The sequence below is a fragment of the Kribbella sp. NPDC050241 genome, from assembly GCF_044459685.1.
In the GTDB taxonomy this organism is placed as follows: Bacteria; Actinomycetota; Actinomycetes; order Propionibacteriales; family Kribbellaceae; genus Kribbella.
Map to the genome: position 1 here is coordinate 229,051 of NZ_JBITJE010000004.1, position 23,997 is coordinate 253,047.

At 69.2% G+C, this 23,997-nt stretch carries 23 protein-coding genes; 18 read left to right on the top strand and 5 right to left on the bottom strand.

What is annotated here, in order from left to right:
* Positions 1–93 precede the first annotated feature (93 nt).
* From ACIBG5_RS21395 to ACIBG5_RS21430, 8 genes are all read left to right on the top strand, one after another.
* Positions 94–468, top strand: a complete 375-nt coding sequence (locus ACIBG5_RS21395) for a hypothetical protein (protein WP_131353643.1) — start codon at positions 94–96, stop codon at positions 466–468.
* 138 nt (positions 469–606) lie between these two features.
* Positions 607–921 carry an integration host factor, actinobacterial type gene (gene mihF, locus ACIBG5_RS21400; RefSeq protein ID WP_132320042.1) on the top strand — a complete coding sequence of 105 codons (315 nt, stop codon included), beginning with the start codon at positions 607–609 and terminating at the stop codon, positions 919–921.
* Between the two features lie 44 nt (positions 922–965).
* Positions 966–1,607 carry a guanylate kinase gene (gene gmk / locus ACIBG5_RS21405; RefSeq protein ID WP_396393225.1) on the top strand — a complete coding sequence of 214 codons (642 nt, stop codon included), beginning with the start codon at positions 966–968 and terminating at the stop codon, positions 1,605–1,607.
* Between the two features lie 2 nt (positions 1,608–1,609).
* The gene (rpoZ, locus tag ACIBG5_RS21410; protein WP_130388473.1) at positions 1,610–1,912 is read left to right on the top strand and encodes a DNA-directed RNA polymerase subunit omega; all 303 of its coding nucleotides are present in this window, start codon (positions 1,610–1,612) and stop codon (positions 1,910–1,912) included.
* Between the two features lie 10 nt (positions 1,913–1,922).
* Complete coding sequence (coaBC, locus tag ACIBG5_RS21415; protein WP_396393226.1) at positions 1,923–3,176, top strand: bifunctional phosphopantothenoylcysteine decarboxylase/phosphopantothenate--cysteine ligase CoaBC; 1,254 nt, start codon at positions 1,923–1,925, stop codon at positions 3,174–3,176.
* Positions 3,177–3,215: 39 nt separating this feature from the next.
* Positions 3,216–4,325 (top strand): winged helix DNA-binding domain-containing protein, encoded by a 1,110-nt coding sequence (locus ACIBG5_RS21420; RefSeq protein ID WP_396393227.1) that lies wholly within the window; start codon positions 3,216–3,218, stop codon positions 4,323–4,325.
* A 187-nt stretch (positions 4,326–4,512) separates the two neighbouring features.
* Entirely contained in the window at positions 4,513–5,706 is a 1,194-nt protein-coding gene (metK, locus tag ACIBG5_RS21425; protein WP_396393228.1) for a methionine adenosyltransferase, read from the top strand.
* Between the two features lie 62 nt (positions 5,707–5,768).
* Positions 5,769–7,802, top strand: a complete 2,034-nt coding sequence (locus ACIBG5_RS21430; protein WP_396393229.1) for a primosomal protein N' — start codon at positions 5,769–5,771, stop codon at positions 7,800–7,802.
* On the opposite strand, the gene ACIBG5_RS21435 is transcribed toward ACIBG5_RS21430, so the two are convergent.
* The gene (locus ACIBG5_RS21435; protein ID WP_396393230.1) at positions 7,799–8,788 is read right to left on the bottom strand and encodes a helix-turn-helix domain-containing protein; all 990 of its coding nucleotides are present in this window, start codon (positions 8,786–8,788) and stop codon (positions 7,799–7,801) included. The genes ACIBG5_RS21430 and ACIBG5_RS21435 overlap by 4 nt on opposite strands.
* Positions 8,789–8,863: 75 nt before the next feature.
* Between ACIBG5_RS21435 and ACIBG5_RS21440 the strand changes: the two genes are divergently transcribed.
* Positions 8,864–10,075 carry an MDR family MFS transporter gene (locus ACIBG5_RS21440; RefSeq protein ID WP_396393231.1) on the top strand — a complete coding sequence of 404 codons (1,212 nt, stop codon included), beginning with the start codon at positions 8,864–8,866 and terminating at the stop codon, positions 10,073–10,075.
* Here ACIBG5_RS21440 and ACIBG5_RS21445 read toward each other — a convergent pair.
* Positions 10,008–11,333, bottom strand: coding sequence for an MFS transporter (locus ACIBG5_RS21445; protein WP_396393232.1), 1,326 nt, complete (start codon positions 11,331–11,333; stop codon positions 10,008–10,010). The genes ACIBG5_RS21440 and ACIBG5_RS21445 overlap by 68 nt on opposite strands.
* A 97-nt stretch (positions 11,334–11,430) precedes the next feature.
* On the opposite strand from ACIBG5_RS21445, the gene ACIBG5_RS21450 reads away from it, so the two are divergent.
* Genes ACIBG5_RS21450 through ACIBG5_RS21460 form a run of 3 tightly spaced genes read left to right on the top strand, consistent with a single transcriptional unit; the run spans position 11,431 to position 13,568 of the window.
* On the top strand, positions 11,431–12,408 hold the full coding sequence (locus ACIBG5_RS21450) for an Lrp/AsnC family transcriptional regulator (protein WP_396393233.1): 978 nt from the start codon (positions 11,431–11,433) through the stop codon (positions 12,406–12,408).
* A complete protein-coding gene (locus ACIBG5_RS21455; RefSeq protein WP_396393234.1) occupies positions 12,401–13,021 on the top strand; it encodes an HAD family hydrolase in 621 nt (206 codons plus the stop codon). Before ACIBG5_RS21450 ends, ACIBG5_RS21455 begins: the two co-directional genes overlap by 8 nt.
* A 4-nt stretch (positions 13,022–13,025) precedes the next feature.
* Positions 13,026–13,568 carry a DUF1707 domain-containing protein gene (locus ACIBG5_RS21460; protein ID WP_396393235.1) on the top strand — a complete coding sequence of 181 codons (543 nt, stop codon included), beginning with the start codon at positions 13,026–13,028 and terminating at the stop codon, positions 13,566–13,568.
* 21 nt (positions 13,569–13,589) lie between these two features.
* Here ACIBG5_RS21460 and ACIBG5_RS21465 read toward each other — a convergent pair whose 3' ends face one another.
* Positions 13,590–14,720, bottom strand: coding sequence for a hypothetical protein (locus ACIBG5_RS21465; RefSeq protein ID WP_396393236.1), 1,131 nt, complete (start codon positions 14,718–14,720; stop codon positions 13,590–13,592).
* Between the two features lie 4 nt (positions 14,721–14,724).
* Entirely contained in the window at positions 14,725–15,780 is a 1,056-nt protein-coding gene (locus ACIBG5_RS21470; RefSeq protein WP_396393237.1) for a hypothetical protein, read from the bottom strand.
* Between the two features lie 435 nt (positions 15,781–16,215).
* Here ACIBG5_RS21470 and def point away from each other — a divergent pair, with 435 nt between their 5' ends.
* Genes def through ACIBG5_RS21490 form a run of 4 tightly spaced genes read left to right on the top strand, consistent with a single transcriptional unit; the run spans position 16,216 to position 20,113 of the window.
* Positions 16,216–16,764, top strand: coding sequence for a peptide deformylase (gene def / locus ACIBG5_RS21475; protein ID WP_360443745.1), 549 nt, complete (start codon positions 16,216–16,218; stop codon positions 16,762–16,764).
* Positions 16,761–17,696, top strand: a complete 936-nt coding sequence (gene fmt, locus ACIBG5_RS21480) for a methionyl-tRNA formyltransferase (RefSeq protein WP_396393238.1) — start codon at positions 16,761–16,763, stop codon at positions 17,694–17,696. Before def ends, fmt begins: the two co-directional genes overlap by 4 nt.
* Positions 17,689–19,065, top strand: coding sequence for an RsmB/NOP family class I SAM-dependent RNA methyltransferase (locus tag ACIBG5_RS21485; RefSeq protein WP_396393239.1), 1,377 nt, complete (start codon positions 17,689–17,691; stop codon positions 19,063–19,065). Before fmt ends, ACIBG5_RS21485 begins: the two co-directional genes overlap by 8 nt.
* Before the next feature lie 58 nt (positions 19,066–19,123).
* Complete coding sequence (locus tag ACIBG5_RS21490; RefSeq protein ID WP_396393240.1) at positions 19,124–20,113, top strand: DMT family transporter; 990 nt, start codon at positions 19,124–19,126, stop codon at positions 20,111–20,113.
* Here ACIBG5_RS21490 and ACIBG5_RS21495 read toward each other — a convergent pair.
* Positions 20,110–21,069, bottom strand: coding sequence for a DMT family transporter (locus tag ACIBG5_RS21495; RefSeq protein WP_396393241.1), 960 nt, complete (start codon positions 21,067–21,069; stop codon positions 20,110–20,112). The genes ACIBG5_RS21490 and ACIBG5_RS21495 overlap by 4 nt on opposite strands.
* A 120-nt stretch (positions 21,070–21,189) precedes the next feature.
* Between ACIBG5_RS21495 and ACIBG5_RS21500 the strand changes: the two genes are divergently transcribed.
* Positions 21,190–22,380 carry a cysteine desulfurase-like protein gene (locus tag ACIBG5_RS21500; RefSeq protein ID WP_396393242.1) on the top strand — a complete coding sequence of 397 codons (1,191 nt, stop codon included), beginning with the start codon at positions 21,190–21,192 and terminating at the stop codon, positions 22,378–22,380.
* A 48-nt stretch (positions 22,381–22,428) separates the two neighbouring features.
* Positions 22,429–23,994, top strand: coding sequence for a hypothetical protein (locus tag ACIBG5_RS21505; RefSeq protein WP_396393243.1), 1,566 nt, complete (start codon positions 22,429–22,431; stop codon positions 23,992–23,994).
* The last annotated feature ends 3 nt before the right edge of the window (positions 23,995–23,997 follow it).

Sequence of the window (23,997 nt, forward strand, 5' to 3'; positions counted from 1 at the left end):
TCCCCGCCGTCCTCTTCGGCGCCGTCCGGTCGGCGCGGCTGCGGAAAGTATTCGTTTCTGATGATTTGATCACCGCCGGTAGCCTCGGCAGGCATGAAGCGCACCCTCGCCCTGGCCGCAACCGTCATCGCCGGTACCGCCACGCTGACCGCCTGCACCGAGGAGCAGGCCTACTGCGTCGACCTCGCCGGGTACGCCGCCAACGCGGTGAACGTCGACCCGCAGAAGCCGGCCGACTACGTGAAGATCCTCGAGGACGCCAAGAAGCTGCGCGATTCCGCCCCCGCGGACGTGAAGGACGACTGGGGCGTCGTGGTCGGCTTCGCCGAGAAGGCCCAGAAGGCGGGCTCGGACCGGGTCGAACTGGCTCGCCTGAGCAAGGAGACCGGCACCGTCATGACGGCGTACAAGGCGATCAGCACGCACGCGAAGGACTCCTGCAAGGTCGACGTCCCGGCGCTGAACTGACCCTCTGATCGGTCCAATCCGCCGCCCGGCCGGTGACTGTGCGCGCAGGGGGCCTTGACATGCCCCGATTGGGCGCTGGAGGCGCCCGTGGCCGTGTTAGGTTCCCTTGCGAAGCCACACAACGGGACAGGTGAAACGGTGCCACTTCCTTCTTTGACCCCGGAGCAGCGAGCGGCGGCTCTGGACAAGGCCGCGGCGGCGCGGCGTGAACGAGCCGAGATCAAGAACCGGATCCGGCATTCGGGAGCGTCTCCGACGGAGGTGCTCCACGAGGGGCAGACGAACGACGTGATCGGCAAGATGCGGGTGAGCGCGCTGCTGCAGTGCATCCCCGGCGTGGGCAAGGTCCGCGCCCAGCAGATCATGGAGCGGGCGGGGATCTCGGAGACGCGGCGGGTGCGCGGCCTCGGCTCGAACCAGATCGCCGCGCTCGAGCGCGAATTCGCCGAGTGAGCCGAACCGAAGTTCTCCCCGGCTCGTTGGACACTGGTGTGACGATGACCACGCACCCGAGGAACCAGACAGACAACCCGGCCGGCTCCGGCCGGACCGGCAGGTCGACGACCGGGGGAGCTGTGCTGACCGTACTGGCCGGGCCGACGGCAGTCGGGAAGGGCACGGTGGCCGCCGACGTCCGGGAGCGCTACCCGGACATCTGGATCTCCGTTTCGGCCACGACCCGCAAGCCCCGGCCGAACGAGGTGCACGGCGTGCACTACCTGTTCGTGTCCGACGCCGAGTTCGACCGGATGATCGCCGACGGTGAGTTGCTGGAGTGGGCGGTGGTGCACAAGGCGGCCCGCTACGGCACTCCGAAGCAGCCGGTGCTCGACAAACTGGCCGAGGGCCGGCCGGCCCTGCTCGAGATCGACCTGCAGGGTGCCCGCCAGGTCCGCGAGTCGATGCCGGAGGCGCAGTTCGTCTTCCTGGCCCCGCCGAGCTGGGACGAACTGGTCCGGCGCCTGGTCTTCCGCGGCACCGAGACTCCCGAGGAGCGGGAGCGCCGGCTCGAGACCGCGACCGTCGAACTGGCCGCCGAGAAGGAGTTCGACGCGACGATCGTGAACGCGTCGGTTCGGGAAGCCGCTGATCAGTTGGTAAAGTTGATTCGATCACCCTCCATCTCTGGAAAGAGCTGACCTTGTCTGGCAACCAGCCCGTCGCCATCGGCATCACGTCCCCGCCGATCGACGACCTGCTCACCCGCACCGACTCCAAGTACAAGCTGGTGCTGTACTCGGCCAAGCGGGCGCGGCAGATCAACGCCTACTACTCGCAGCTGGGCGAAGGCCTGCTCGAGTACGTCGGTCCGCTGGTCGAGACCCACGTGCAGGAGAAGCCGCTCTCGATCGCGATGCGCGAGATCAACGAGGGTGTGCTGACCTGCACCGACATCGACCCCGAGGCCGAGGCGGAAGCCGCCGCCGCGGAGAAGTCCGAGTAGTTCTCGGGCGATGGCGACCGGGTCCGCCGGCGTGGGCCGGCCGAATGTGGTGCTCGGAGTGGGCGGCGGTATCGCTGCGTACAAGGTCTGTGACCTGCTGCGACGGCTGACCGAGTCCGGGCACAGTGTGCGGGTGGTCCCGACGGCGGGCGCGCTGGAGTTCGTCGGTGCGGCGACCTGGGCCGCACTGTCCGGTCAGCCGGTGACGGCCGATCCGTTCGACAACGTGCATGAGGTTCCGCACGTCCGGATCGGCAAGGCCGCCGAGCTCGTCGTGGTCGCTCCGGCCACCGCCAACCTGATCGCCAAGGCCGCCCACGGCCTGGCCGACGACCTGCTCACCAACACGCTGCTGACCGCGCGCTGCCCGATCCTGTTCGCCGCCGCGATGCACACCGAGATGTGGGAGCACCCGGCCACTCAGGCGAACGTCGCCACCCTGCGGTCGCGTGGCATCACCGTGCTCGACCCGGCCGTCGGCCGGCTCACCGGCACGGACACCGGCCGCGGCCGGCTGCCCGAGCCGTCGGAGATCTTCGCGATCAGCCAGTTGATGCTCGCCGACGAGGCCGCCCGTGCCGCCGGTCATGAGGTCGCCGACCTCACCGGCAAGCACGTCCTGGTCAGCGCCGGCGGGACCCGCGAACACCTCGACCCGGTCCGCTACCTCGGCAACTCCTCGTCCGGCAAGCAGGGCTACGCCCTGGCCCGGATCGCCGCCGCGCGCGGCGCCAAGGTCACTCTGGTCGCGGCGAACTCCGAACTGCCCGATCCGGCCGGCGTCCAGGTCGTCCCGGTCGTCAGCACCGGCGATCTGTACGACGAGATCACTGGTCGCGCCGCGGACGCGGACGCGATCGTGATGGCGGCCGCCCCGGCCGACTTCCGTCCGGCCGAGGTCGCCGAGCACAAGATCAAGAAGACCGAGGACGGTGCGGTCCCCACGGTCAACCTGGTGCAGAACGTGGACATCCTGCAGACGGTCTCGCACGACCGCCGCCGGGCGAACCAGGTGATTGTCGGCTTCGGCGCCGAGACCGGCGACGCGGAGCACTCGGTCCTGGAGCTCGGCCGCGCCAAGCTGGAGCGCAAGGGCTGCGACCTGCTGGTCGTCAACGACGTCTCCGGCGGCAAGGTCTTCGGCAGCGACCTGAACGACGCCGTCATCCTCGACCGCGATGGCGGCGCCCTCCCGTTCCCGTCCGGCAGCAAAGACGCGCTGGCCGGAGTGATCTGGAACCTGGTCGCGGCTCACTGGAAGTAGAGGACAGGATCTGTCCGGTTCGGCGGTTAGCGTCGGGGTATGGAGATCAGCTGGCAGGCCGTCGTCGCCCGGCGGATGAAGCGACACCACCTGACCGACCCCGGTGCCACTCCGGTCGACGTCGTACGGGCGATGTGTGGGGCGCATGCCCAGGTGTTGTCGGCGGGGGAGATGTCAGTGGCTCTCCGGCTCGCGGATGCCACGCGGGAGACGGTGCAGCAGGCCGACGGACTCGTGAAGACGTTCGGGCCACGCGGGACCGTGCATCTTCTGCCGTTGGACGATCTCCCGATGTGGACCGGGGCGCTCTCCGCTCTGCCGACCGGGCTCGCGCCGCCCTTCATGCGGATGACTCCGGAGCAGACCGCGGAAGTCATCGCCGCTATCGGTGAAGCGCTCGCTCACGACGACCTGTCCGTCGACGAGCTCTCCGACGAGGTCGTACGGCGTACTGGGTCCTGGGCGGGTGACCTGGTGATGCCGGCGTTCCAGGGCTACTGGCCACGGTGGCGGCAGGCGATCTCGGTGGCGGCCAACGCCGGCGTCCTCTGCTACGGACCCAACCGAGGCCGCAAGACGACGTACTCGAACCCGCACCGCTTCCAGCCCTTCGAGCCGACGAAAGGCGACGCAGCGCTCACCGAGCTTCTCCACCGCTACCTGCACTCCTACGGACCGGCGACGCCGCAGCAGTTCGCCCGCTGGCTCAACACCACGCCGACCTTCGTCAAGCCGTACTTCGCCGGCCTCCCGCAGGTGCGGCTCGACGGCCGGCCCGCCTGGCACGCACCAGGCGACGGTGACTTCGACGACCGACCGCCGCGAGGCGTCAGGCTGCTGCCGTACTTCGATGCGTACGGCGTCGGCAGCTACCCGAGAGAGCTGTTGTTCCCGGGCAAGGCCTTCACCCGGGCACTCGCCCGCGGCCAGGCCGGCAACTACCCGCTCGTGCTGATCGACGGCATCGTCGCGGGCGTCTGGCACCACAAGAAGGCCGGCCGGACGGTGCACGTCACCGTCGAGGTGCTCACCTCCCTCAACCGCACCCGACGCCGGCAGCTCGAAGCCGAGGTGGACCGGTCGGCTGCGATCCTGGCTTGCACACCGTCGCTCACCGTGGGCGACGTCGCGGTCGGTCCGCACGCCTGAGACTCGACCCTCCGTCCACGATATGGCCGCGAATCCCGTATAGTGGATGAATTCGGAGGGTCGCCGGGACGCGGGCGGCAACTGCTGGCATACTTCCCAAGATGCATCGCCAACCGTCGGTGCATCGGGGGGATCGCACGGCTGCCGCAGACAGCCGCGTGGCACAAGAGGAATCCGAGGGAGAACTGTGGCGAGGCGCCTTTTCACGTCCGAGTCCGTGACCGAAGGTCACCCGGACAAGATCGCTGACCAGATCAGCGACTCCATTCTCGATGCCCTGCTGGCCGAGGACCCGCGCAGCCGGGTCGCGGTGGAGACGTTGATCACCACCGGGCTGGTCGTCGTCGCGGGTGAGGTCACCACGACGGCGTACGTCGACATCCCGGGGATCGTGCGGGCACGCATCCTCGAGATCGGCTACGACTCGTCGCTGAAGGGCTTCGACGGCGCGTCCTGTGGGGTGCAGATTGCCATCGGCAGTCAGTCGCCCGACATCGCCCAGGGTGTCGACACGGCGTACGAGACGCGCTCGGACGCGTCGGAGGACGCGCTGGACCTGCAGGGGGCGGGCGACCAGGGCCTGATGTTCGGCTACGCGTCGAACGAGACGCCCGAGTTGATGCCGCTGCCGATCACCATCGCGCACCGGCTGTCCGAGCGGCTGTCCGAGGCCCGCAAGGACGGCACGCTGGCGTACCTGCGGCCGGACGGCAAGACCCAGGTCACGGTCGAGTACGACGGTGACAAGGCGGTCCGGATCGACACTGTCGTGGTGTCCAGCCAGCACGCGGCCGACATCAGCCTGGACTCGATGCTGACGCCGGACATCAAGAAGCACGTGGTCGACCCGGTGCTCGAGCAGTTCGACATCGACTCGACCGGCTACAAGCTGCTGGTGAACCCGACCGGCCGGTTCGAGGTCGGCGGCCCGATGGGTGACGCCGGACTGACCGGCCGCAAGATCATCATCGACACCTACGGCGGGATGGCGCGGCACGGTGGTGGCGCGTTCTCCGGCAAGGACCCGTCGAAGGTGGACCGCTCCGCGGCGTACGCGATGCGCTGGGTGGCGAAGAACATCGTCGCCGCCGGGCTGGCCGACCGGGTCGAGTGCCAGGTCGCGTACGCGATCGGCAAGGCCGCGCCGGTCGGTTTCTACGTCGACACCTTCGGCACCGAGTCAGTGCCGGTGGACAAGATCGCCGACGCGGTCCGCGAGGTGTTCGACCTGCGTCCGGCCGCGATCATCCGCGACCTGGACCTGCTCCGGCCGATCTACGCCCAGACCGCCCGCAATGGCCACTTCGGCCGCACCGGCGAGGACTTCACCTGGGAGCGGACCGACCGGGTCGAGGCGCTGAAGGCCGCGATCAACAAGTAGTTGTCCACAGGGGGACGGCAGTGCTCACCCGCACTGTCGTCCCACCGGACTAGAGTTTCCCGGTGACATCGAACGGGGACTCGCCGGAGCAGCTGACACTGCTGCGGGACACCGTTCGCAAGTCCCGCATCAAGGAGCCGGCCGGCATCACCGAGACGTTGCCGGTGGCCCGGATCGCGGTCGATGTGTCGTTGCCTCATCTCGACCGGCCGTTCGACTATCTCGTGCCGGAGGATCTGGCCGCGGCGGCGCAGCCCGGTGCCCGGGTGAAGGTGCGCTTCGCCGGCAAGGATCTGGACGGGTTCGTGCTGGAGCGGCTCGAGTCGTCCGACCATGAGGGCAAGCTCGTCCGGATCCGGAAGGTCGTGTCGCCGGAGCAGGTGCTGACGCCGGAGATCGCGGACCTCTGCCGCGCGGTCGCCGATCGGTACGCCGGAGTGTTCGCGGACGTGACGCGGTTGGCGGTGCCGCCCCGCCACGCGAAGGTCGAGGGCGAGGCGCTGCGGTGCAACCAGCCCGCGCCGCCACCGGTGTCCACCTCGCGCTCCGAGTGGTCGCAGTACCCGGCTGGGTTCCTGGACGCGATCGCGCGATCGGAGTCGCCGCGCGCGATCTGGACCGCCGTACCCGGGGCTGATTGGCCGCTCGCGTTCGCCCAGGCCGCGGCTGTGTGTGCGGCGTCGGGGCGGGGTGCGTTGCTGTTGGCGCCGGATGCGCGTGATCTCGAGCGGCTGGCGGCGGCGTGTACGGCGGTGCTCGGGGAGGCGGGGTTCGTCACACTGTCGGCGGATCTCGGGCCGACCGCTCGCTACCGCGCCTTCCTCGCGGCGTTGCGGGGGTGCGCGCGGGTGGTGATCGGGACGCGGGCTGCCGCGTTCGCCCCGGTGGCGGACCTTGGGCTGGTCGCGTTGTGGGACGACGGTGACGACTCGTACGCCGAGCCGCGGGCGCCGTACCCGCATGCTCGTGAGGTGTTGCTGCTGCGGGCGTTCCGGCAGAAGTGTGCGGCGTTGGTCGGTGGGTTCGCGCGGTCGGTGGACTCGGCGGCGTTGATCGAGTCAGGCTTCGCGCACGAGCTGATCGCGGACCGGAGTGTGATCCGGGCAGCGGCTCCGGCGGTGCACATCGCGGGGGAGTCGGACACGGATCTGGCCCGCGACCCGGCGGCTCGCGCGGCACGGCTGCCGCATCGGGCCTTCGAGATCGCCCGGGAGGGGCTGCGGTCCGGTCCGGTGCTGGTGCAGGTTCCGCGGGCCGGGTATCTACCGAGCCTGGTGTGTCAGACGTGCCGAGCGCCGTCGCGGTGTTCGACGTGCGGCGGGACGTTGCGTCGTACCGGGGGAGCCGGGCCGGCGAGTTGCAGCATCTGCGGACGGCCTGCGGCAGATCACCGTTGCCCGGAGTGTGGTGACACCCGCATGCGCGCTGCTGTCGTGGGAGCCCGTCGTACGGCGGAGGAGTTGGGGCGAGCCTTTCCCGGATTGGTGGTTCGTACGTCGGGGGGCGACAACGTGCTGGACGCCGTGCCGGACAAACCGGCGCTCATCGTCAGTACGCCGGGCGCGGAGCCGGTCGCGGAGGGAGGCTACAGCGCGGCGCTGCTGCTCGACACGTGGCTGATGCTCGCCCGCCCGGATCTGCGCGCGCCGGAGGAGGCGGTGCGGCGGTGGTTCAACGCGGCGGCTCTGGTCCGGCCCGCCCGCGACGGCGGCACAGTCATCCTGGTCGGTGAGCCGTCGGCGCTCCCGCTGCAGGCCGTCGTTCGCTGGAGCCCAGAAGGCTTTGCCACGCGCGAGATTGAGGAACGCCGGGCCGCGCGCCTCGCGCCAGCTGCCAAGTTCGCCGAACTCACCGGCCCAGCCGAGGCGGTCGCCGACCTCATCACCCGGCTGCGCCCGCTGCTCCCATCCACGGCCGGCCTCGAGGTTCTAGGCCCTGTCGACGTCGACGACGAAACAGTCCGAGCCGTTGTCCGCACGCCCCGATCGGCTGGCACCGCCCTCGCGCGCTCGCTCAAGGAAGCCCAGTCCGCGCGCACGACCAAGAAGAACCCCGGCTCCGTCCGAATCCAGGTGGACCCGCCCAGCTTCGGTTAGGCCGTAGACGCCAAGGGAGTGGCGGCGGTCAGGAGTTGGCTGCCGAGGGAGGTGCGGTAGTAGAGCACGGTCCGGCCGTCGCGGCGCGAATCGACCACACCGGCGTTCCGCAGGATGCCGAGGTGCACGCTCAACGTCGGCGCGGACACCCCGAGCTGATGGGCCAGATGCGTCGTCGACATCGGCAGATCCAGGTGACTCACGATCGCGGCCCGGGTCCGCCCGACCAGGTCGGCGAGCGGCGAGTCGGCCGTCTCCTGCCGGTCCTCCCAGAGGCGCCCAAGACCGCGCGGCGGGTACGTGATCGTCGGTACGTGCGGCGCCGCGGTCACCGCCAGTGCGGCCGGCCAGTTGAACACGCACGGCACCAGCAGCACACCCTGGCCGGTCATCGGTTCGCCGTGGCAGCAGAACGGCCGCTCGATCACGATCCGATCGCCGGTGAAGCGCACGGATGGATGCAGGCTCCGGAACAGCCGCTCCAGCCCGCCACTGGCCAGCTCGTCCAGCCGGAAGGCCAGATCCTCCTGCAGCAGCGACCGCATCCGTCGCCAGTCGGGCTCGATCGCACGCCGCCAGTACGTCTCCAGCGATGAGGTGATCAGCTCCAGCGCCTTGGCCGGGTGGGCGATCAGGTCCGGCAGCAGGGGATGTGGATTGTCTGCCTGTACCTGGCCGATCTCGTTGACCACCAAATGGTGTGGTGTGGCGGCGATCGCGGCCAGGCCCGACTCCAGGCTGGTCGACCGGCGGGGTGGCGCCGGCGTCATGAAGTCGGGGATGTACCCGGCCGGCGGAATGAGTGCCCTCAGCAACGTCAGATCCGGGCCCTCGATGATCGGCCGCACCTTCTGCAGCCACGGCCCGTGCACACTGCGCGCGGTGTTGTTGCTGAGCGCCCGAACACTGGTCACTGCCTCCCACACCGGTGAGAGCGCGAACCGGATCCGGCCGACATCGCCGGCGTTCAGGCTGATCGTGATCACCTGGGCAGGCTACCCCTCGATTAGTCCTGTGCCTAATGTTCGACACTGCCCGAGCTCACCGGGAGAGTTGTCACCATGAGTGCCGTCGCCGTCGAGTCCCCTGCGCCCGCCGCCCTGCCGAGGGCTTTCTGGGCGCTCTGGGTCTGCCAGCTCGTCAACCGGCTCGGCAGCTTCGTGCAGCCGTTCCTGGTCCTCTACCTGACCCACGACCGCCACCTGTCGGCCGGTACGGCGGGTGCCGTCGCGGCCGCGGTCGGAGCCGGTAGCGTCGCCGCCCAGCTCAGCGGTGGCTGGCTGGCGGACCGGGTCGGGCGCCGCCTGACCATGCTGATCTGCTTCTTCGGCACCGCCGCCGCCCTGATCCTGCTCGGCTCGGCCCGGTCGATGGCGATGATCTGGGTGACCGCCTTCCTGGTCGGCCTGCTCGGCGACCTGTTCCGTCCGGCCGTTCAGGCGACCGTGGCCGACCTGCTCGAACCGGGCGAACGCGTTCGGGCGTACGGCCTGCTGTTCTGGGCGATCAACCTCGGCTTCTCGGTGTCCACCGTGAGCGCGGGAGTGCTGGCCTCGGTCGGCTACGGCCTGCTGTTCTGGCTCAACGCCGGTACCTCGGTGATCGCGGGTCTGGTGATCTGGGCGATGGTGCCGGAGAGCCGGCCGACACCGGAGGCCGGCGTACCGCGCCGGCCGCTGCTCCCGGTGGTACTGCGAGACACCGTGTTCCTGCTGATGATCCTGCTCCAGATCGGCTACGCGACGATCTACATGCAGGGCTATTCGACGCTGCCGCTGGCGATGGCGGGCGACGGTCTGCCGTCCTCGACGTACGGGTTGGTGATCGCGCTGAACGGCGTGGTGATCGTGCTGATCCAGCCGTTCCTCGGCAAGTGGCTGGTGCGGATCGACCGGCCGAAGCTGCTCGCGGTGTCGATGCTCGTGGTCGGTCTCGGGTTCGGGATCGGTGCCGTCGTCCACACCTGGTGGGGTTACGGGCTGTCGGTCGTGGTCTGGACCATCGGCGAGATCGGGTTCGCGGCAGTCATCGGTGCCGTGTTCGCCGACCTCGCTCCGATCGACCTGCGGGGCCGCTACATGGGTCTGGCCGGTATGGCGTTCGGGGTCGGCACGGTGATCGGCCCTCTGACCGGGACCAACGCCCTCGAGCACTTCGGTCCGACCGTCACCTGGCTGGGCTGCGCCGTACTGGGCGTGGTGATCTTCATCGGGCAGTACTCGCTGGCGCCGGCGCTGCATGCGCGGGCTGCCGCGAACGCTGCGACCGCATGAGGTGAGCCGTGACCACGGTCGCGGCGATGAGCGCGGTCGCGATCCAGAAGGCTCGGTGCGGTGTCGCCGGGTGGTGCAGGAACACTGTGCCCAGCCCGGCGACGCCGAGCGTGCCGCCGAACTGCTGGACCGCGTTCAGCAGTCCGGCCGCTGATCCGGTCTCGTGCGGCTGAACCCGCTGGAGCGCTTCGGTGAAGAATGCGGTTGTAAACAATCCGACACCGGCGCCGCCGAGGGCGAGCCCGGGGAGCAGCCAGTAGTTGGCGATGACGATGCCGATCAGCAGTACGCCGAGACCGACGTACATGAGCCGTGAACCGAAGCGGCCGATCAGCCACTGACCGGCGATCCAGGCGGTGATGCCGGTCGCCGCCGACCACGGCAGCAGCACGAGGCTCGAGCGCATGACGCCGTGATGGAGCGTTAGTTGCTGATGCAGTACGACGACCAGGGTGAGGCCGCTCATCACGGCGAAGAACAAGGTCGAGGTGACGAGGGCGGCGCCGAAGCCTCGGTGGGTGAACAGACTCAGCTCGATCAGGCGGCCGCGGCTGTAGCGCTGTTGTAGTAGGCACAGGCCGAGCAGTGCGACACCGGCGGGGAGCAGGTACCAGTTCTGCGACTGCAGGATCGGGTAGACGACGAGCGCCGTACCCGCGGTGAGCAAGACGGTGCCGACGAGGTCGACGGCCGGTCGATGCGGCGACTTGGACTCGGGGAGTAGATGGGCGAGCCCGAGGACGGCGAGGCCCAGCGGGACGTTGACGAGGAACACGGCCCGCCACGACGTGGCCTCGGTGATGAACCCGCCGAGCAGCGGACCGGAGATGCCGGCGAGGCCCATCACCGGGCCGATGGTGCCGAGCGCCTTGGGCAACTCCGGTCCCTCGAAGCTGGATCTGATCAAGCCGATCGTCTGCGGAATGATCAACGCGGCCGCCACGCCCTGCACGACCCGCGCTCCGATCAGTACGCCGGGCTGCGCCGCCAGGGCGCACGCGCTCGACGCCATCACGAAGCCCGTGACGCCGATCCGGAACATCCTTCTCCGGCCGAACACGTCGCCAAGGCGGCCGCCGGTGATCAGCAGTGCGGCGAACGGCAGGGTGTAGGCCGCGCTGAACCAGGGGATGTCGGACGCTCGGCCGCCGAGGTCGGCGTGGATCACCGGCGCCGCGACCTGGACGATCGTCGCGTCCAGCAGATTCATTGCCTCGGCTACCAGTAGGGCGATCAGCCCGATCCATCGTTTCTGCATGCGCCAACTGTCAAGTGCGGTGGCTTGGTAGTTCCAAGTTCTGGTCGATATCTGCGGATATCTTCCATCTGAGCGCCTACTTCGCCATGATCTTCACATGCTGGATGAGATCGATCGCGCTGTGATCCATGCGCTGCAGATCGACGGGCGGGCGCCGTACAGCCGGATCGGGGAGGTCCTGGAGGTATCGACGCAGACGGTCGCACGGCGGTACAACCGGCTGCGGGCAGAGGCCGGGCTGCGGGTGGCCGGTCTGCCGGATCCCCAGCAGGCTGGCCGTTCCCAGTGGTTCGTCCGGCTGACGGCGACACCTCAGGCTGCGCAGGATCTCGCGAGTGCTCTTGCGCGGCGGCCGGATACGAGCTGGATCAAGCTGGCATCGGGTGGCACCGAGATCATGGCGATTGTCCACACCACGCCCAGCGACGGGAACGCGTTGCTCCTGCATGACATCCCGAGGACCGCCGGCATCACGTCCGTGTCGGCGCAGCACCTCCTGCATCTGTACGTCGGCGGCCCGACGGCCTGGCGGGGTCGCGCGAAGAGCCTGACACCGGAGCAGGAGACCGCGATGCGTCGGGTGGTTGCGCCCATCGGTCAGATCCGTCCACTCGATGCCGGTGATGCGAAGCTCCTCACCGCGCTCGGCGAGGACGGTCGCGCCACGCTCGCGGACCTCGCCGTACGCACTGGCTGGTCGACGGCGACCGTCGCGCGGCGGCTCGACGAACTCCAGCACACCGGCGCGCTCTTCTTCGACGTGGACGTCGACCCGGCCGCGCTCGGTGCCACCACCAGCGCGATGCTCTGGCTCTCGGTCCCGCCCGCGCACCTGGACGCCGTCGCCCGCGCCCTGGCCGAACACGACGAACTCGCCTTCGTCGCCGCGACCACCGGCCGGACGAACCTCGTCACCCAGGTCCTCTGCCCTGACCCCGCAGCCCTCCACACCTACCTGAGGGACCGCCTCGGCGCGATCGACCACATCACCGCCCTCGAGACCGTCCCCGTCCTCCGCACCGTGAAGGCCGCCGCACCCTTCACCCCTAGTCTCGTAGGGTTGCGGCATGACTGAGCGGACGATCGACGCAGTGGTGTTCGACATCGGCGGAGTGTTGCTGGACTGGAGCCCGGACTACCTGTACGCCGACCTGATCCCCGACGAGCACGAGCGGACCCGATTCCTGACCGAGGTCACCACTCCGGCGTGGAACCACCAGCAGGACGCCGGCCGGCCATGGTCCGAGGCGATCGCGGAGCTGAAGAGTCTGCACCCGCAGCACGCCGACCTGATCGAGGCGTACGACACCGGCTGGCTGACGATGGTGAAGGGCGTCTTCGAGGACACTGCCGCGGTCGTCACCGAGATCCGTGCGCTGGGCATCCCGACGTACGCGCTGACCAACTTCTCGGCGGAGAAGTGGGAGGTCGCGCAGGAGGCGTTCCCGATCCTCACCAGCTTCGACGGCGAGATCGTGTCGGGGGTCGAGCAGACGGTGAAGCCGGACGAGAAGATCTACCGGATCCTGCTCGAGCGCTTCCACCTGGACGCGGCGCGCACGTTCTACACCGACGACATGCAGTACAACGTCGACGGCGCTCGCGCGGTCGGCCTCGACGCGGAGCAGTTCACCGGCGCCGCCGACCTCCGCGATCAGCTCCGTGCCCGGGGGATCGCACTACAGTGAACCGGTGACCTCTGTGCCGGACGACCGCTCATCGTTGATCAGGTCCGACGACCGCGACACGGCCGTCGAGCGTGTTCAGGAGGCCTACACCAGTGGACTCATCTCGCACGAGGACATGGATCAGCGCCTCCACCAGGTGCTCACGGCGACGACCCAGCACGACATCGATGGGGCTCTGTCCGGGCTTCCTGCGCCGGATGCCGGCACCACGTCGGCGATCTCCGCTGCCTCCGGGCGCATCCGGCGGCGCGGCGAATGGCTGGTGCCGAGGACGCTGAAGGTCCACTCCTCGTTCGGGCGCGTGCACCTGGATCTGTCGCGGGCGATCATCAAACATCGGGTGGTGGACATCGAGCTGCAACTCGGCACCGGCGGAGCCAAGATCACCGTGCCGCGCGATGCGATCGTCGACGTCGAAGGGCTGCGCACCGGATGGAAGGACTCGCAGTACCAACCGCCACGGCAGACCGGTGCAGCAGGACCGACGATCCGGATCTCGGGGTCCATGGGGTTCGGAAAGCTGAGAATCCGCCACTCGCGGCGCTAGGGCGTGTCTCCCAGACACGCCCTAGGCGAGGGCTGCTGATATCGCCTCGGTGTACGTCGGGCCGCCGGACAAGTCGGCGGCTTCGACGTACACCGTGTTGTCCTGGCAGGTCATCGGTGTGAGCGCGGTCCCGGCCTTGCCGACGTACATGCGCTGGGGACTGCCGAGACCGGGGCGCCAGCGGTTGATCTGGTAGACGTCCTCACCACCCGTGACGGTCCGGGTCTCCCAGAGGATCCAGTCGCCGCAGGCAATGATCGTGTCGGTGACGACGGTGCCGAGAGGGTGGGCAGGGGAGTCGGCGGACTCGCGCACGTACGCCTTGCTCTGGTACTGGTCCGGGTCTGTGGCGCCGACCTCCGACCACACCGTTGCCCCGCGCACCGATGCCCCGCTCCACTGAACGCACTTGGTTGCCGCCGGCACAGGCTGGACCGGGCCGCCGGTCAGCGGTGCGGTCAGGAGGCGCTTGCAGCGGCGGGTGGTCTCGGGTGCCGTGATCTCGCTGAACGTCACCGAGTCCGCCGACACCACCGGATCCGCGACGTACCCGGGGTCGGCGACGCACGTGACGGTCCGTCCCTTCAGCGTGGCGAGGTCGGCGACGATCAGGCAGGACCGGTTGCGTGCATCGGTCGAGCTGTAGGCGAACGTGCCGTCGTACGCACCGATCTCGGGCTCGGAGACCTTGGGGAGCTGGGACAGTTCGGCCGAGCGGCCGGTGGTCAGGTCGTAGCGGAACACCTTGATCTCGGGCGCCGGGCCGTCGGACCGGATGTCCTCGATCAGGGCCCAGTGGTCGTCGATCACCACCGGCGACTGCGCGACGAAGCCGGCGGCCGGGGTGTGCCGGATCACGACCTTCTTGCTGCTCCGGTCGGTCACGGTGGTGATCCCGGCCTCGTCGCTGGCGCGGGTGACGACGTACTTGCGCTGTTGGGTGACCAGGTGCAGGCCGTCCACCGGTTGCCGCATCACCTTCGTCCAGGCCGGGACCGCCGTACCGGAGTCGGTCGGCGGGCCTGGAGTTCCCGTCGGGGTCCGGCTCGGTGGGCTGGACGGTGCGGGGCTCGACCCGTCCTTCGAGGAGGACGAGCAGCCGGCCAGCAGGAGGACGAGAACGGTGCCTACGGCAACGGCGGTACGACGCATCCGGTCAGAGTCCGATGTTCTTGAAGGAGTTGGCCAGGGTGGCGTTGAACAGGGCGGACGCCGGGATGTTCTTCGGGCCGTCGGTCACGTTGCCGCGGCTGTTGAACCGGCGTTCGTTGAACACCTCGAAGATCGCGATCGTGTTCTTGGCCCGGTCGTAGCCGCGGCCGACCTGGTAGTGGCCGCTGTGGTTGAAGGCGAGGTAGGGGAAGTACCGCTTGAGCAGTTGCACGTGCTCGATGACGGGTGCCTTGTAGACGCCGAGGTGCTTCTCGTGCACGGTCATGAAGGTCTTCGAGTTCCAGCCGGACACGTTCTGCACGATGTAGGTGCCGGCGGACTTCGGCCAGGCCGTCTTCAGGTTGGTCTGCTTGACCATCGCTGAGATCGCCGTACCGGACGTGGACGCGCCGAGGTCCTTGGCCCAGGACGCCTGCGTGTCCTTCTGGTTGTCGTCGGCCCAGTCGATCGACTGGAACGTCGCCGGCCCGCACCAGTACCCCTTCTCCTGCGAAGTCTGAAACCCCTTCATGATGTACGCCGACCCCGGAGCCACAACCGGCGCCACAGACGGAGTCGCGGGTGCAGGAGTCCCCTGAGTGGGCGCACTCCGCGTAGGCGTCACCGTCGGAGTAGCAGTAGGCACAGGTGTTGCAGTCATGGTCGCCGTCGGCGCAGTCGACGGCGAACGGGGATCAGCCAGGAGCCGCAGGTCTCGGGCCTTGGCCCGCCCATCCCAGGCGGCTCGCATTTCGTCCAGCTCGGTGGTGACCCGGGCGCTCTTCGGCATCGCCGCGCGTTCCGCCACGAAGGCGGCCGGGGTCAGATCCCCGGTCGGGATGTCCTGCTCGACCCCGACCTCACCATCAGCCCGAACAGCCGGCGGGCTCATGACCGCCTGCAGTTGAGCCCCAGTCGGCACCTGGTCGACAAACCCCAGCCCGAGGCAGTAGTTCTCGTCCTCCAACGTGAAGCAACGCATGATCGACGACGCCTGAGCAGAAGTATCCGCCGCCTTCAACTGCAGATCGTTCGGCGACGTCTCCGTCACCTGCTTCACCACATCACTCCAGGACCGCGCCGCCTCAGGCCCGGCAACCGGCTCGCTGGGCGGCGCGGTAGTCGGCGCGGTTGTCGGGGCGGTAGTCAGGGCGGTAGTCGGGGCGACCGTGGGCTCCGCGGAAGGGACCACGGTGCGAGGCGGTCCGGAGGTCTCCGGGTCGCGCGGTTGGTAGGCGGCTGCGGTGAGGGGTGCCTGTGCAAGCAGTGCACCCAGGAGGATCAGAGTTGCCCCCCGTGCTGCTGTGGGCATTGGGTCTCCCGTTGGGCGTGTGACGACAGTGACTGAGGGTACGCCTGAGACCACAGTACGTGCTTGGGGCAACAATGTGGAGAGCCCCCTGCCACCTGAATCCACTCCCGGTGCCAACCGAGTGCCTCGCGGCGAAGCACTAGACTTGGCCGGTCCCGGTCCGTGGAACGCTGTGGAGAGTCTGTGTCGGTCCAACCCATCCGCCTGTTCGGCGACCCCGTCCTGACCACCAAGGCCGAGCCGGTCGTCGATTTCGACGCCGAGCTGCGCCGCCTGGTGGCGAACCTCACCGACACCATGCAGGACGCGCCCGGCTCCGGCCTGGCCGCGCCGCAGATCGGCGTCGGCCTGCGGGTGTTCACGTACCACGTCGAGGGCGAACTCGGGCACCTGATCAACCCGGAGCTGACGCTGTCCGCGGACGAGCAGTTCGGCCCGGAGGGCTGCCTGTCGATCCCCGGGTTGACCTTTGACTGCCGCCGCGCCTTGTCCGTGATCGCCAAGGGCTTCAACATGTACGGCGACCCGGTCGTGATTGAGGGCTCCGACATGCTCGCCCGGGCGATCCAGCACGAAACCGACCACCTGGACGGCATCCTCTTCGTCGACCGGCTCGACACCGTCACCCGTAAGCAGGCGATGAAGGCGATCCGCGAGGCCGAATGGTCCGGCCTCAGCGGCCCGCCGCAGGTCAGGATCTCGCCCCACCCGACGAACGGATTCGGCTTGTGAGACTCGTCTTCGCCGGTACGCCGGAACCTGCTGTCGCCGCGCTGAAGGCGATCGTTGCCAGCCGCCACGAACTCGTCGGCGTCGTGACCCGTCCGGACGCGCCCGCCGGCCGCGGCCGCAAGCTGGTCGCCTCCCCGGTCGCGCAGTACGCCGAGGAGCTCGGGGGCATCGAGATCCTCAAGCCGGTCAAGCCGCGGGACCCGGACTTCCTGGCCCGGCTGACCGAGATCGCCCCGGACTGCTGCCCGGTGGTCGCGTACGGCGGTCTGCTGCCGCAGGCGGCGTTGGACATCCCGCCGCGCGGCTGGATCAACCTGCATTTCTCGGTGCTGCCCGCGTGGCGTGGTGCCGCGCCGGTGCAGCACTCGATCATCGCCGGGTACGACGTGACCGGCGCCACCACGTTCCGCATCGTGAAGGCGCTCGACGCCGGCCCGGTGTACGGCGTACTGACCGAGCCGATCGGTCCGCACGACACCTCGGGCGACCTGCTCGCCCGGCTGGCCGAGTCGGGCGCGAAGCTCCTGGTCGACACGCTGGACGGGATCGAGGCCGGAGTACTGGAAGCGCGGGAGCAGCCGGCCGACGGCGTGACGCTCGCGCCGAAGATCACCGTCGAGGACGCGGAGCTGGATCTGGCCGCGCCGGCTCAGCGCGTGGATCGGGTGGTGCGTGGGTGCAACCCCGCGCCGGGCGCATGGACGATGTTCCGTGGCGAGCGATTGAAGGTGCTCGCGGTGGCGCTGACCGACGAGGAACTGAAGCCGGGGGAGTTGCGCGCGACCAAGTCGAGCGTCACGGTCGGCACCGGGAGCAAGGCGGTCGAGCTGGTGACGGTGCAGCCCCAGGGCAAGAAGCCGATGGCCGCGGCCGACTGGGCCCGTGGTGTCCGTCTGACCGACGAGGACCGGTTGGGACCGTCCGGTGAGTGACCGGTCGCCTCGCAATCGCGGGCCGCAGCGTCGGCCGGATCGGGTGCGCGGGGTTGCGTATCAGGTCATCCGTCAGGTCACGGCCGAAGGTGGCTACGCGAACCTCGCGCTCAACAAGGCACTCCGCGAGCAGCGTCTCAGCGGTCGTGACGCCGCGTTCTGCACCGAGCTCGTGCACGGCACACTGCGCTGGCAGGGCACGTACGACGCCTTCCTCGCCCGCAGCGTGTCGCGCCCTCTCGCCGATCTCGATCCCGAGCTGCTCGACCTTCTCCGTCTTGGCACCCACCAACTCCTCCGCATGCGCGTCGACTCGTACGCCGCGGTCTCCGAGATGGTCACCCTCACCCGAGCCGAGATCGGCCAGAAACGCAGCGGCCTGGTCAATGCGGTCCTCCGCAAGATCAGCCAACGCACCCTCACCCAATGGATCGACACCGTCGCTCCGCCGGTCGAGGAGGATCGCCTGGGCCACCTGGCGATCGCCAAGGCCCACCCACGTTGGGTCATCGAGGCCTTCGCCCAGGCACTGGACGGTGACGTCGAAGCGCTGCTGGACGCTGACAACGAGCCGCCTCGGGTGACGCTGGTGGCTCGGCCTGGGGTGTCCGATCTCGACGAGTTGGTGGCGGCGGGTGCTACAGCAGGGCGGTGGTCGCCGTATGCGGCTGTGCTGGAGGGCGGGGGTGATCCCGGCCGGATCGACGCCGTCGCGACCGGGCGAGCGGGCGTTCAGGACGAAGGATCCCAACTGGTTGCGGTCGCATTGGCGACGGCCGAGATCGAGGGCGCAGACGCAAGCTGGCTGGATCTGTGTGCAGGACCCGGCGGGAAGTCCGCGTTGCTGGCAGCCCTCGTGAATCAGCGCGACGGTCAACTGACGGCAGTGGAGCCCCTCAAGCACCGCGCCGAACTCGTCCGCTCGAACCTGCGCGCGATCCCAGGGGAGCACAACGTACTTATCGGTGACGGCACCAAGCCGACCTGGCCGGCTGGTTCATTCGACCGCGTGCTCGCCGACGTCCCCTGCAGCGGCCTCGGCGCGCTCCGCCGCAGGCCCGAGGCCCGCTGGCGCCGTACGCCGGAAGACGTCGCCGAACTGCGCCCACTCCAAGAGGACCTGCTCGACTCAGCCATCACCTCGGCCCGCCCGGGCGGCGTGGTCGCGTACGTCACCTGCTCTCCGCATCCCGACGAGACGAGAGCCGTCGTAGACGCCGTACTAGCCAAGCGCGACGACGCCAAACTCGAGGACGCCCGCCCGCTGTTCCCTGGCGTACCCGACCTCGGCGACGGCCCCGACGTCCAACTGTGGCCGCACCTGCACGGCACGGACGCCATGTACCTCGCGCTCATCCGCCGGACGTAGAGGCCCACCACCTGGACCTGCTGTCAGGTGCAAGAGGCGCGACGGTCATGATAGTGGGGTGACAACGATCGCCCCGGCGCCTCGCTCGACCCGACAGCATCACCTGATCGGGCTGACCGCCGCCTTCGGCATCGGCATGCTGGTGGCGGTCCAGTCCCGGCTGAACGGTGAGCTCGGCGATGTCCTCGCCGACGGCATCGCGGCCGCCCTGATCTCGTTCGCCACCGGACTCGCCGTCCTGCTCGCCGGTGCCGCGCTCGTGCCGCAGATCCGTCACTCGCTCGGCAACGTCTGGCGAGCGATCCGTACGCCGATGCGCGGGCACGGCGGCCTGCGCTGGTGGCAATGCCTCGGCGGCCTCTCGGGTGCCTTCCTCGTCGCCACCCAGTCGATCACCGTGTCGGTGATCGGCGTCGCGGTCTTCACCGTGGCCGGCGTCGCAGGCCAAGCGATCAGCAGCCTCGTCGTCGACCGGCTCGGGTTCGGTCCCGCCGGCCCGCAGGCGTTCACCACCGTCCGCGTTATCGGCGCGCTGGTCGCGCTGGTCGCCGTGGTACTGGCGGTCTCGGATCAACTCGGTCACCCCGACGGCCTGCTGCTGGCGATCCTGCCCGCACTGGCCGGGCTCGGCGCCGCAGTTCAGCAGGCGATCAACGGACGCGTCGCGCGGACCGCTTCACCGGATGCGTACGGCGCGATCGCGGCCGGCGTGGTCAACTTCCTGGTCGGGTTCGCCGCGTTGCTGCTGGTGTTCCTCGTCGATCTCGGGTTCGAGGGCTTGCCGCACCACCTGCCGAGCGAGCCGTGGCTGTACCTGGGCGGCACCTGCGGCGTGATCTTCATCAGCGCCGCGGCCGCCGTGGTCCGCGTGGTCGGCGTGTTCGTGCTCGGCCTCGGCACCATTGCCGGCCAATTGATCGCGAGCCTGTTCATCGACCTGTTCCTCCCGGCCGCCGACAAGGCGGTCACGTCCCCGGTCGTCGCCGGGACCGTGCTGGCCCTCGCCGCCGTCGTGATCGCGGCGGTTCCGAACCTCCGCCGCCACTAACCCGTCGTCGCCGTCGCCACGACCGCCGGCTTACGCCGAAGTGACGCCAACAGCCCCTGCGAGACCGCGACGCCGAGCAGTACGACGAGGCCGCCGACCGGCTGGTACCAGGTGATGTGCTCGTGCAGCACGATCACGCCGACCAGGATCGAGAACACCGGCATCAGGTACGTCACCATCGACGCACGACTGGCGCCGATCAGGCGGATGTTGCGCATGCTGAGCACGAACGCGAGTCCGCTGCCCAGGGCGCCGAGCGCGAGCACGCTGGCGATCACCTCGATGGACAGCGACCAGGGAGCAGGCGGTGCCTGCCCTGTCACGATCGGCGCCACGATCGCCAGTTGAACCGTTGCGCACAAGAACATGCTGGCCGACAAGGCGGTCCCGGACAGGGAGGAGCTCGCGACGAAACGCTTCTGGTAGGGGATCACGACGCCGTAGCTGACCGCCGCGAGCATGCACAGCGCCTGCCCGAGCAGGTCCGCACCACCGTCGACGTGCCAGGCTCCGAGGACGACGAGCATGCCCCCGAATCCGACGACAAGACCGGCGACCCGCTGCGCCGAGAACGTCTCGGTCCGGAAGACCAGTACCGCCATCGGCAACACGATCAGCGGCGTGATGCCGTTCCAGATGCCCGCCAGCAGGGACGGGATCCGCTCCTCGCCGAACCCGAACAGGGTCCACGGGATCGCCGAGCCGGCGGCGCCGACGACGAAGGAGTGCATCCACAGCCGCGGGTCGCGGGGAAGCGGTTCGCGCTTGATCGCGAGGATCACCAGCAGCACCGTCGCGCCGGCGATCACCCGCCCGAGCGCGAGGTACAGCGGGTGCAGTTCGCGCACCCCGACGGAGATGAACAGGAAGCTGCAACCCCAGATGGCCGCGAGGGCCAGCATCGTCGGAAGCCAGGCCTGCAGCGGGACCTGGTCAGTAGTCGTCTCGGTGCTCACTCCTGACATCCTGCACTACCTGATGGACAGTTCGTATATATCTGCCCGGCATCGGGCACTGGTCGTGAGAAATAGCCACCCGGTGACTGAGGTCTTGTCCGGCGGGGGAGGATGACGGCCATGGGTGCCTTCGACGTGATCTCGGTCCGCAAGCAGTTCCCCGCGCTCGACGAGGGCGCCGCACACTTCGACGGTCCGGGCGGCTCGCAGACGCCGCGCGTGGTCGCGGACGCCGTCGCGGCCACGATGGTCTCGGCGATGGCGAATCGTGGTCACCTCACCGCGGCCGAGCGACGGGCCGACGAGATCGTCGTCGCCGGCCGCGCGGCGATGGCCGACCTGCTGGGCACGGATCCGCGCGGGATCGTCTACGGACGCAGCATGACCCAGTTGACGTATGACTTCTCCCGCACGCTCGCCAAGTCATGGGGACCCGGCGACGAGGTGATCGTTTCGCGCCTCGACCACGACGCGAACGTCCGCCCGTGGGTCCAGGCCGCCGAGGCCGTCGGCGCGACGGTCCGCTGGCTCGGCTTCGACACCGAAACTTCCGAACTGGACGACATCACGCCGCTGCTGACCGACCGCACTCGCCTCGTCGCCGTCACTGGCGCGTCCAATCTGCTCGGCACCCGACCCGATGTCGCCCACATCGCCGATCAGGCCCACCAGGCGGGGGCGCTGATCTACGTCGACGGTGTCCACCTGACCGCACACGCGCCGGTCGATGCGACGTACGCCGACTTCTACGCGTGCTCGCCGTACAAGTTCTTCGGGCCGCATCTCGGTGTGCTGACGGCAGCGCCCGAGTTGCTCGAGACGTTGCGGCCGGACAAGTTGCTGCCGTCGGCGGACGTCGTACCGGAGCGCTTCGAGTTCGGCACGCTGCCGTACGAACTCCTGGCCGGGACCACCGCGGCGGTCGACTTCATCGCCGGGCTCGGTGGGGCCGGGAGCACCCGTCGTGAGCGTCTGCTCGACTCGCTGCGGCTGGTCGAGGAGCACGAGGACAAGCTCCGGGAGGACCTCGAATCGCGGCTGGCCGCCATCGCCGGCATCACGCTCCACGGCCACGCATCCCGCCGTACGCCGACCCTGCTGTTCACCGTGGACGGCTGGGAACCGTCGGCGGTGGCCGCGCGGCTGGCGGCGGCCGGCGTCAACGCTCCGGCCGGCTCGTTCTACGCCTACGAAGCCGCCCGCCACCTCGGTCTGGGTTCGGCCGGCGGGGTCCGCGTGGGCCTCGCGCCGTACACGGATCAGTCCGATGTGGACCGTCTCGTGGACGCGATCGCCCGTCTTGACGATTAATCAGGCGACTATCTAAAGTCTGTGGGGAAATTCGTTCGAGGGGGTTGGGTGAGAGAACCGAGCGCGGTCTTCGTCCAGGTCGGTTCTGCGGACGCCCTGACCACGGCGGTCCGGAACGGCATGACCTGGTCGGCCGCCGGAGTCGACGTGGACTGGTCCGACGGTGCGGTCGACGTGACCGCCGCCTCTGTCTCGCGAGTCGCCCTCCGCTGGGCCGAAGCCTTGCCCGCCGAAGCCCTCGTGCTCGGCGATGCCTGGGAGCGCTCGTACGGCGACCTGCAATGGCGGCATCTGCAACCCGAGCGACTGCTCCCGTGGTACTTCCTCAGCCACGATCCGCGGGCCGGCAGCACGACAGGCGCCGGCGTAGAGGTGCAGCCGAATGCGTTCTGTGCGTGGACGGTCGACGCGGATGGGTTCACTCTGTGGCTAGACCTTCGCAACGGTGGCGGCCCGACCCAGCTGAACGGCCGGACCCTGACCGCCGCGATCGTCCGGAGTTTCGAAGACGCCGGCACCCCCTGGCAGACCGTGGAAGCGGCGGTCGCCACCATGAGCTCCCGGCTACCGGCACGACCTGAGCCCGCGCCGGTAGTCGGGGCCAACAACTGGTACTACGCGTACGGCCAGAACTTCGACGAGAAGGCGGTGCTCAAGGACGCCGCCACGATCGTCGAGCTGGCCGACGGTCACCCGGTCAAGCCGTTCAGCGTGGTCGACGACGGCTGGTACCCGGGCGGTATCGCGTCCGGCGGTCCGTGGGGCCTCGGCAAGCCCGGTGTCTTCGACGACATGGCCGGTACTGCGGCCGCGATCAAGGAGCTCGGCGCCCGGCCGGGCCTGTGGTTCCGCCCGCTCCTGGTCCGCGAGGCCGGTCCGTGGAGTCGCCCCGGACCCGGCAACGGCCGCGCACTCGACCTGTCGTACCCGGAGGTCCTGGACCTCGTCCGCGCGGACCTGCAGCGGTTCAAGGGCTGGGGATTCGAGCTCGTGAAGCACGACTTCAGCACGTACGACGTCTTCGGCCGGTTCGGGCCGGCGATGGGGTCGCGGCTGACGGACAGCGGTTGGCAGCTCCACGATCCGGCGCGGACGACGGCCGAGATCGTGCTGGCGTTCTACCGCGAGATCCGGTCCGCGGCCGAGGACGTCGTACTGATCGGATGCAACACCATCGGGCATCTCGCGGCGGGGCTGGTCGACGTACAGCGCATCGGTGACGACACCTCCGGTCGCGACTGGGAGCGGACGCGGAAGATGGGCGTGAACACGCTCGCGTTCCGGCTGCCGCAGCACAACCGGTTCTTCACCGTCGACGCGGACTGCGTCCCGTGTACGCCGGAGACGCCGTGGGAACTGAACCAGCGCTTCCTGGATCTGGTCGCCCGGTCGGGGACGGCGCTGTTCGTGTCCGTCGATCCGGCGGCCCGGACGGAGCAGACGGACCGGGCGTTGAGCGACGGCATACGGTTGGCGCTCAGTGGCGGAGACGCGTCCGGGATCGAGCCGGTGGACTGGCTTGTGAACACCACACCCAACGCGTGGCGGACGGGGAGCGGGACCATCCACTACGACTGGTCACGTCCGTGGGGTGCGGATCCGGTGTCCGGCTGATGG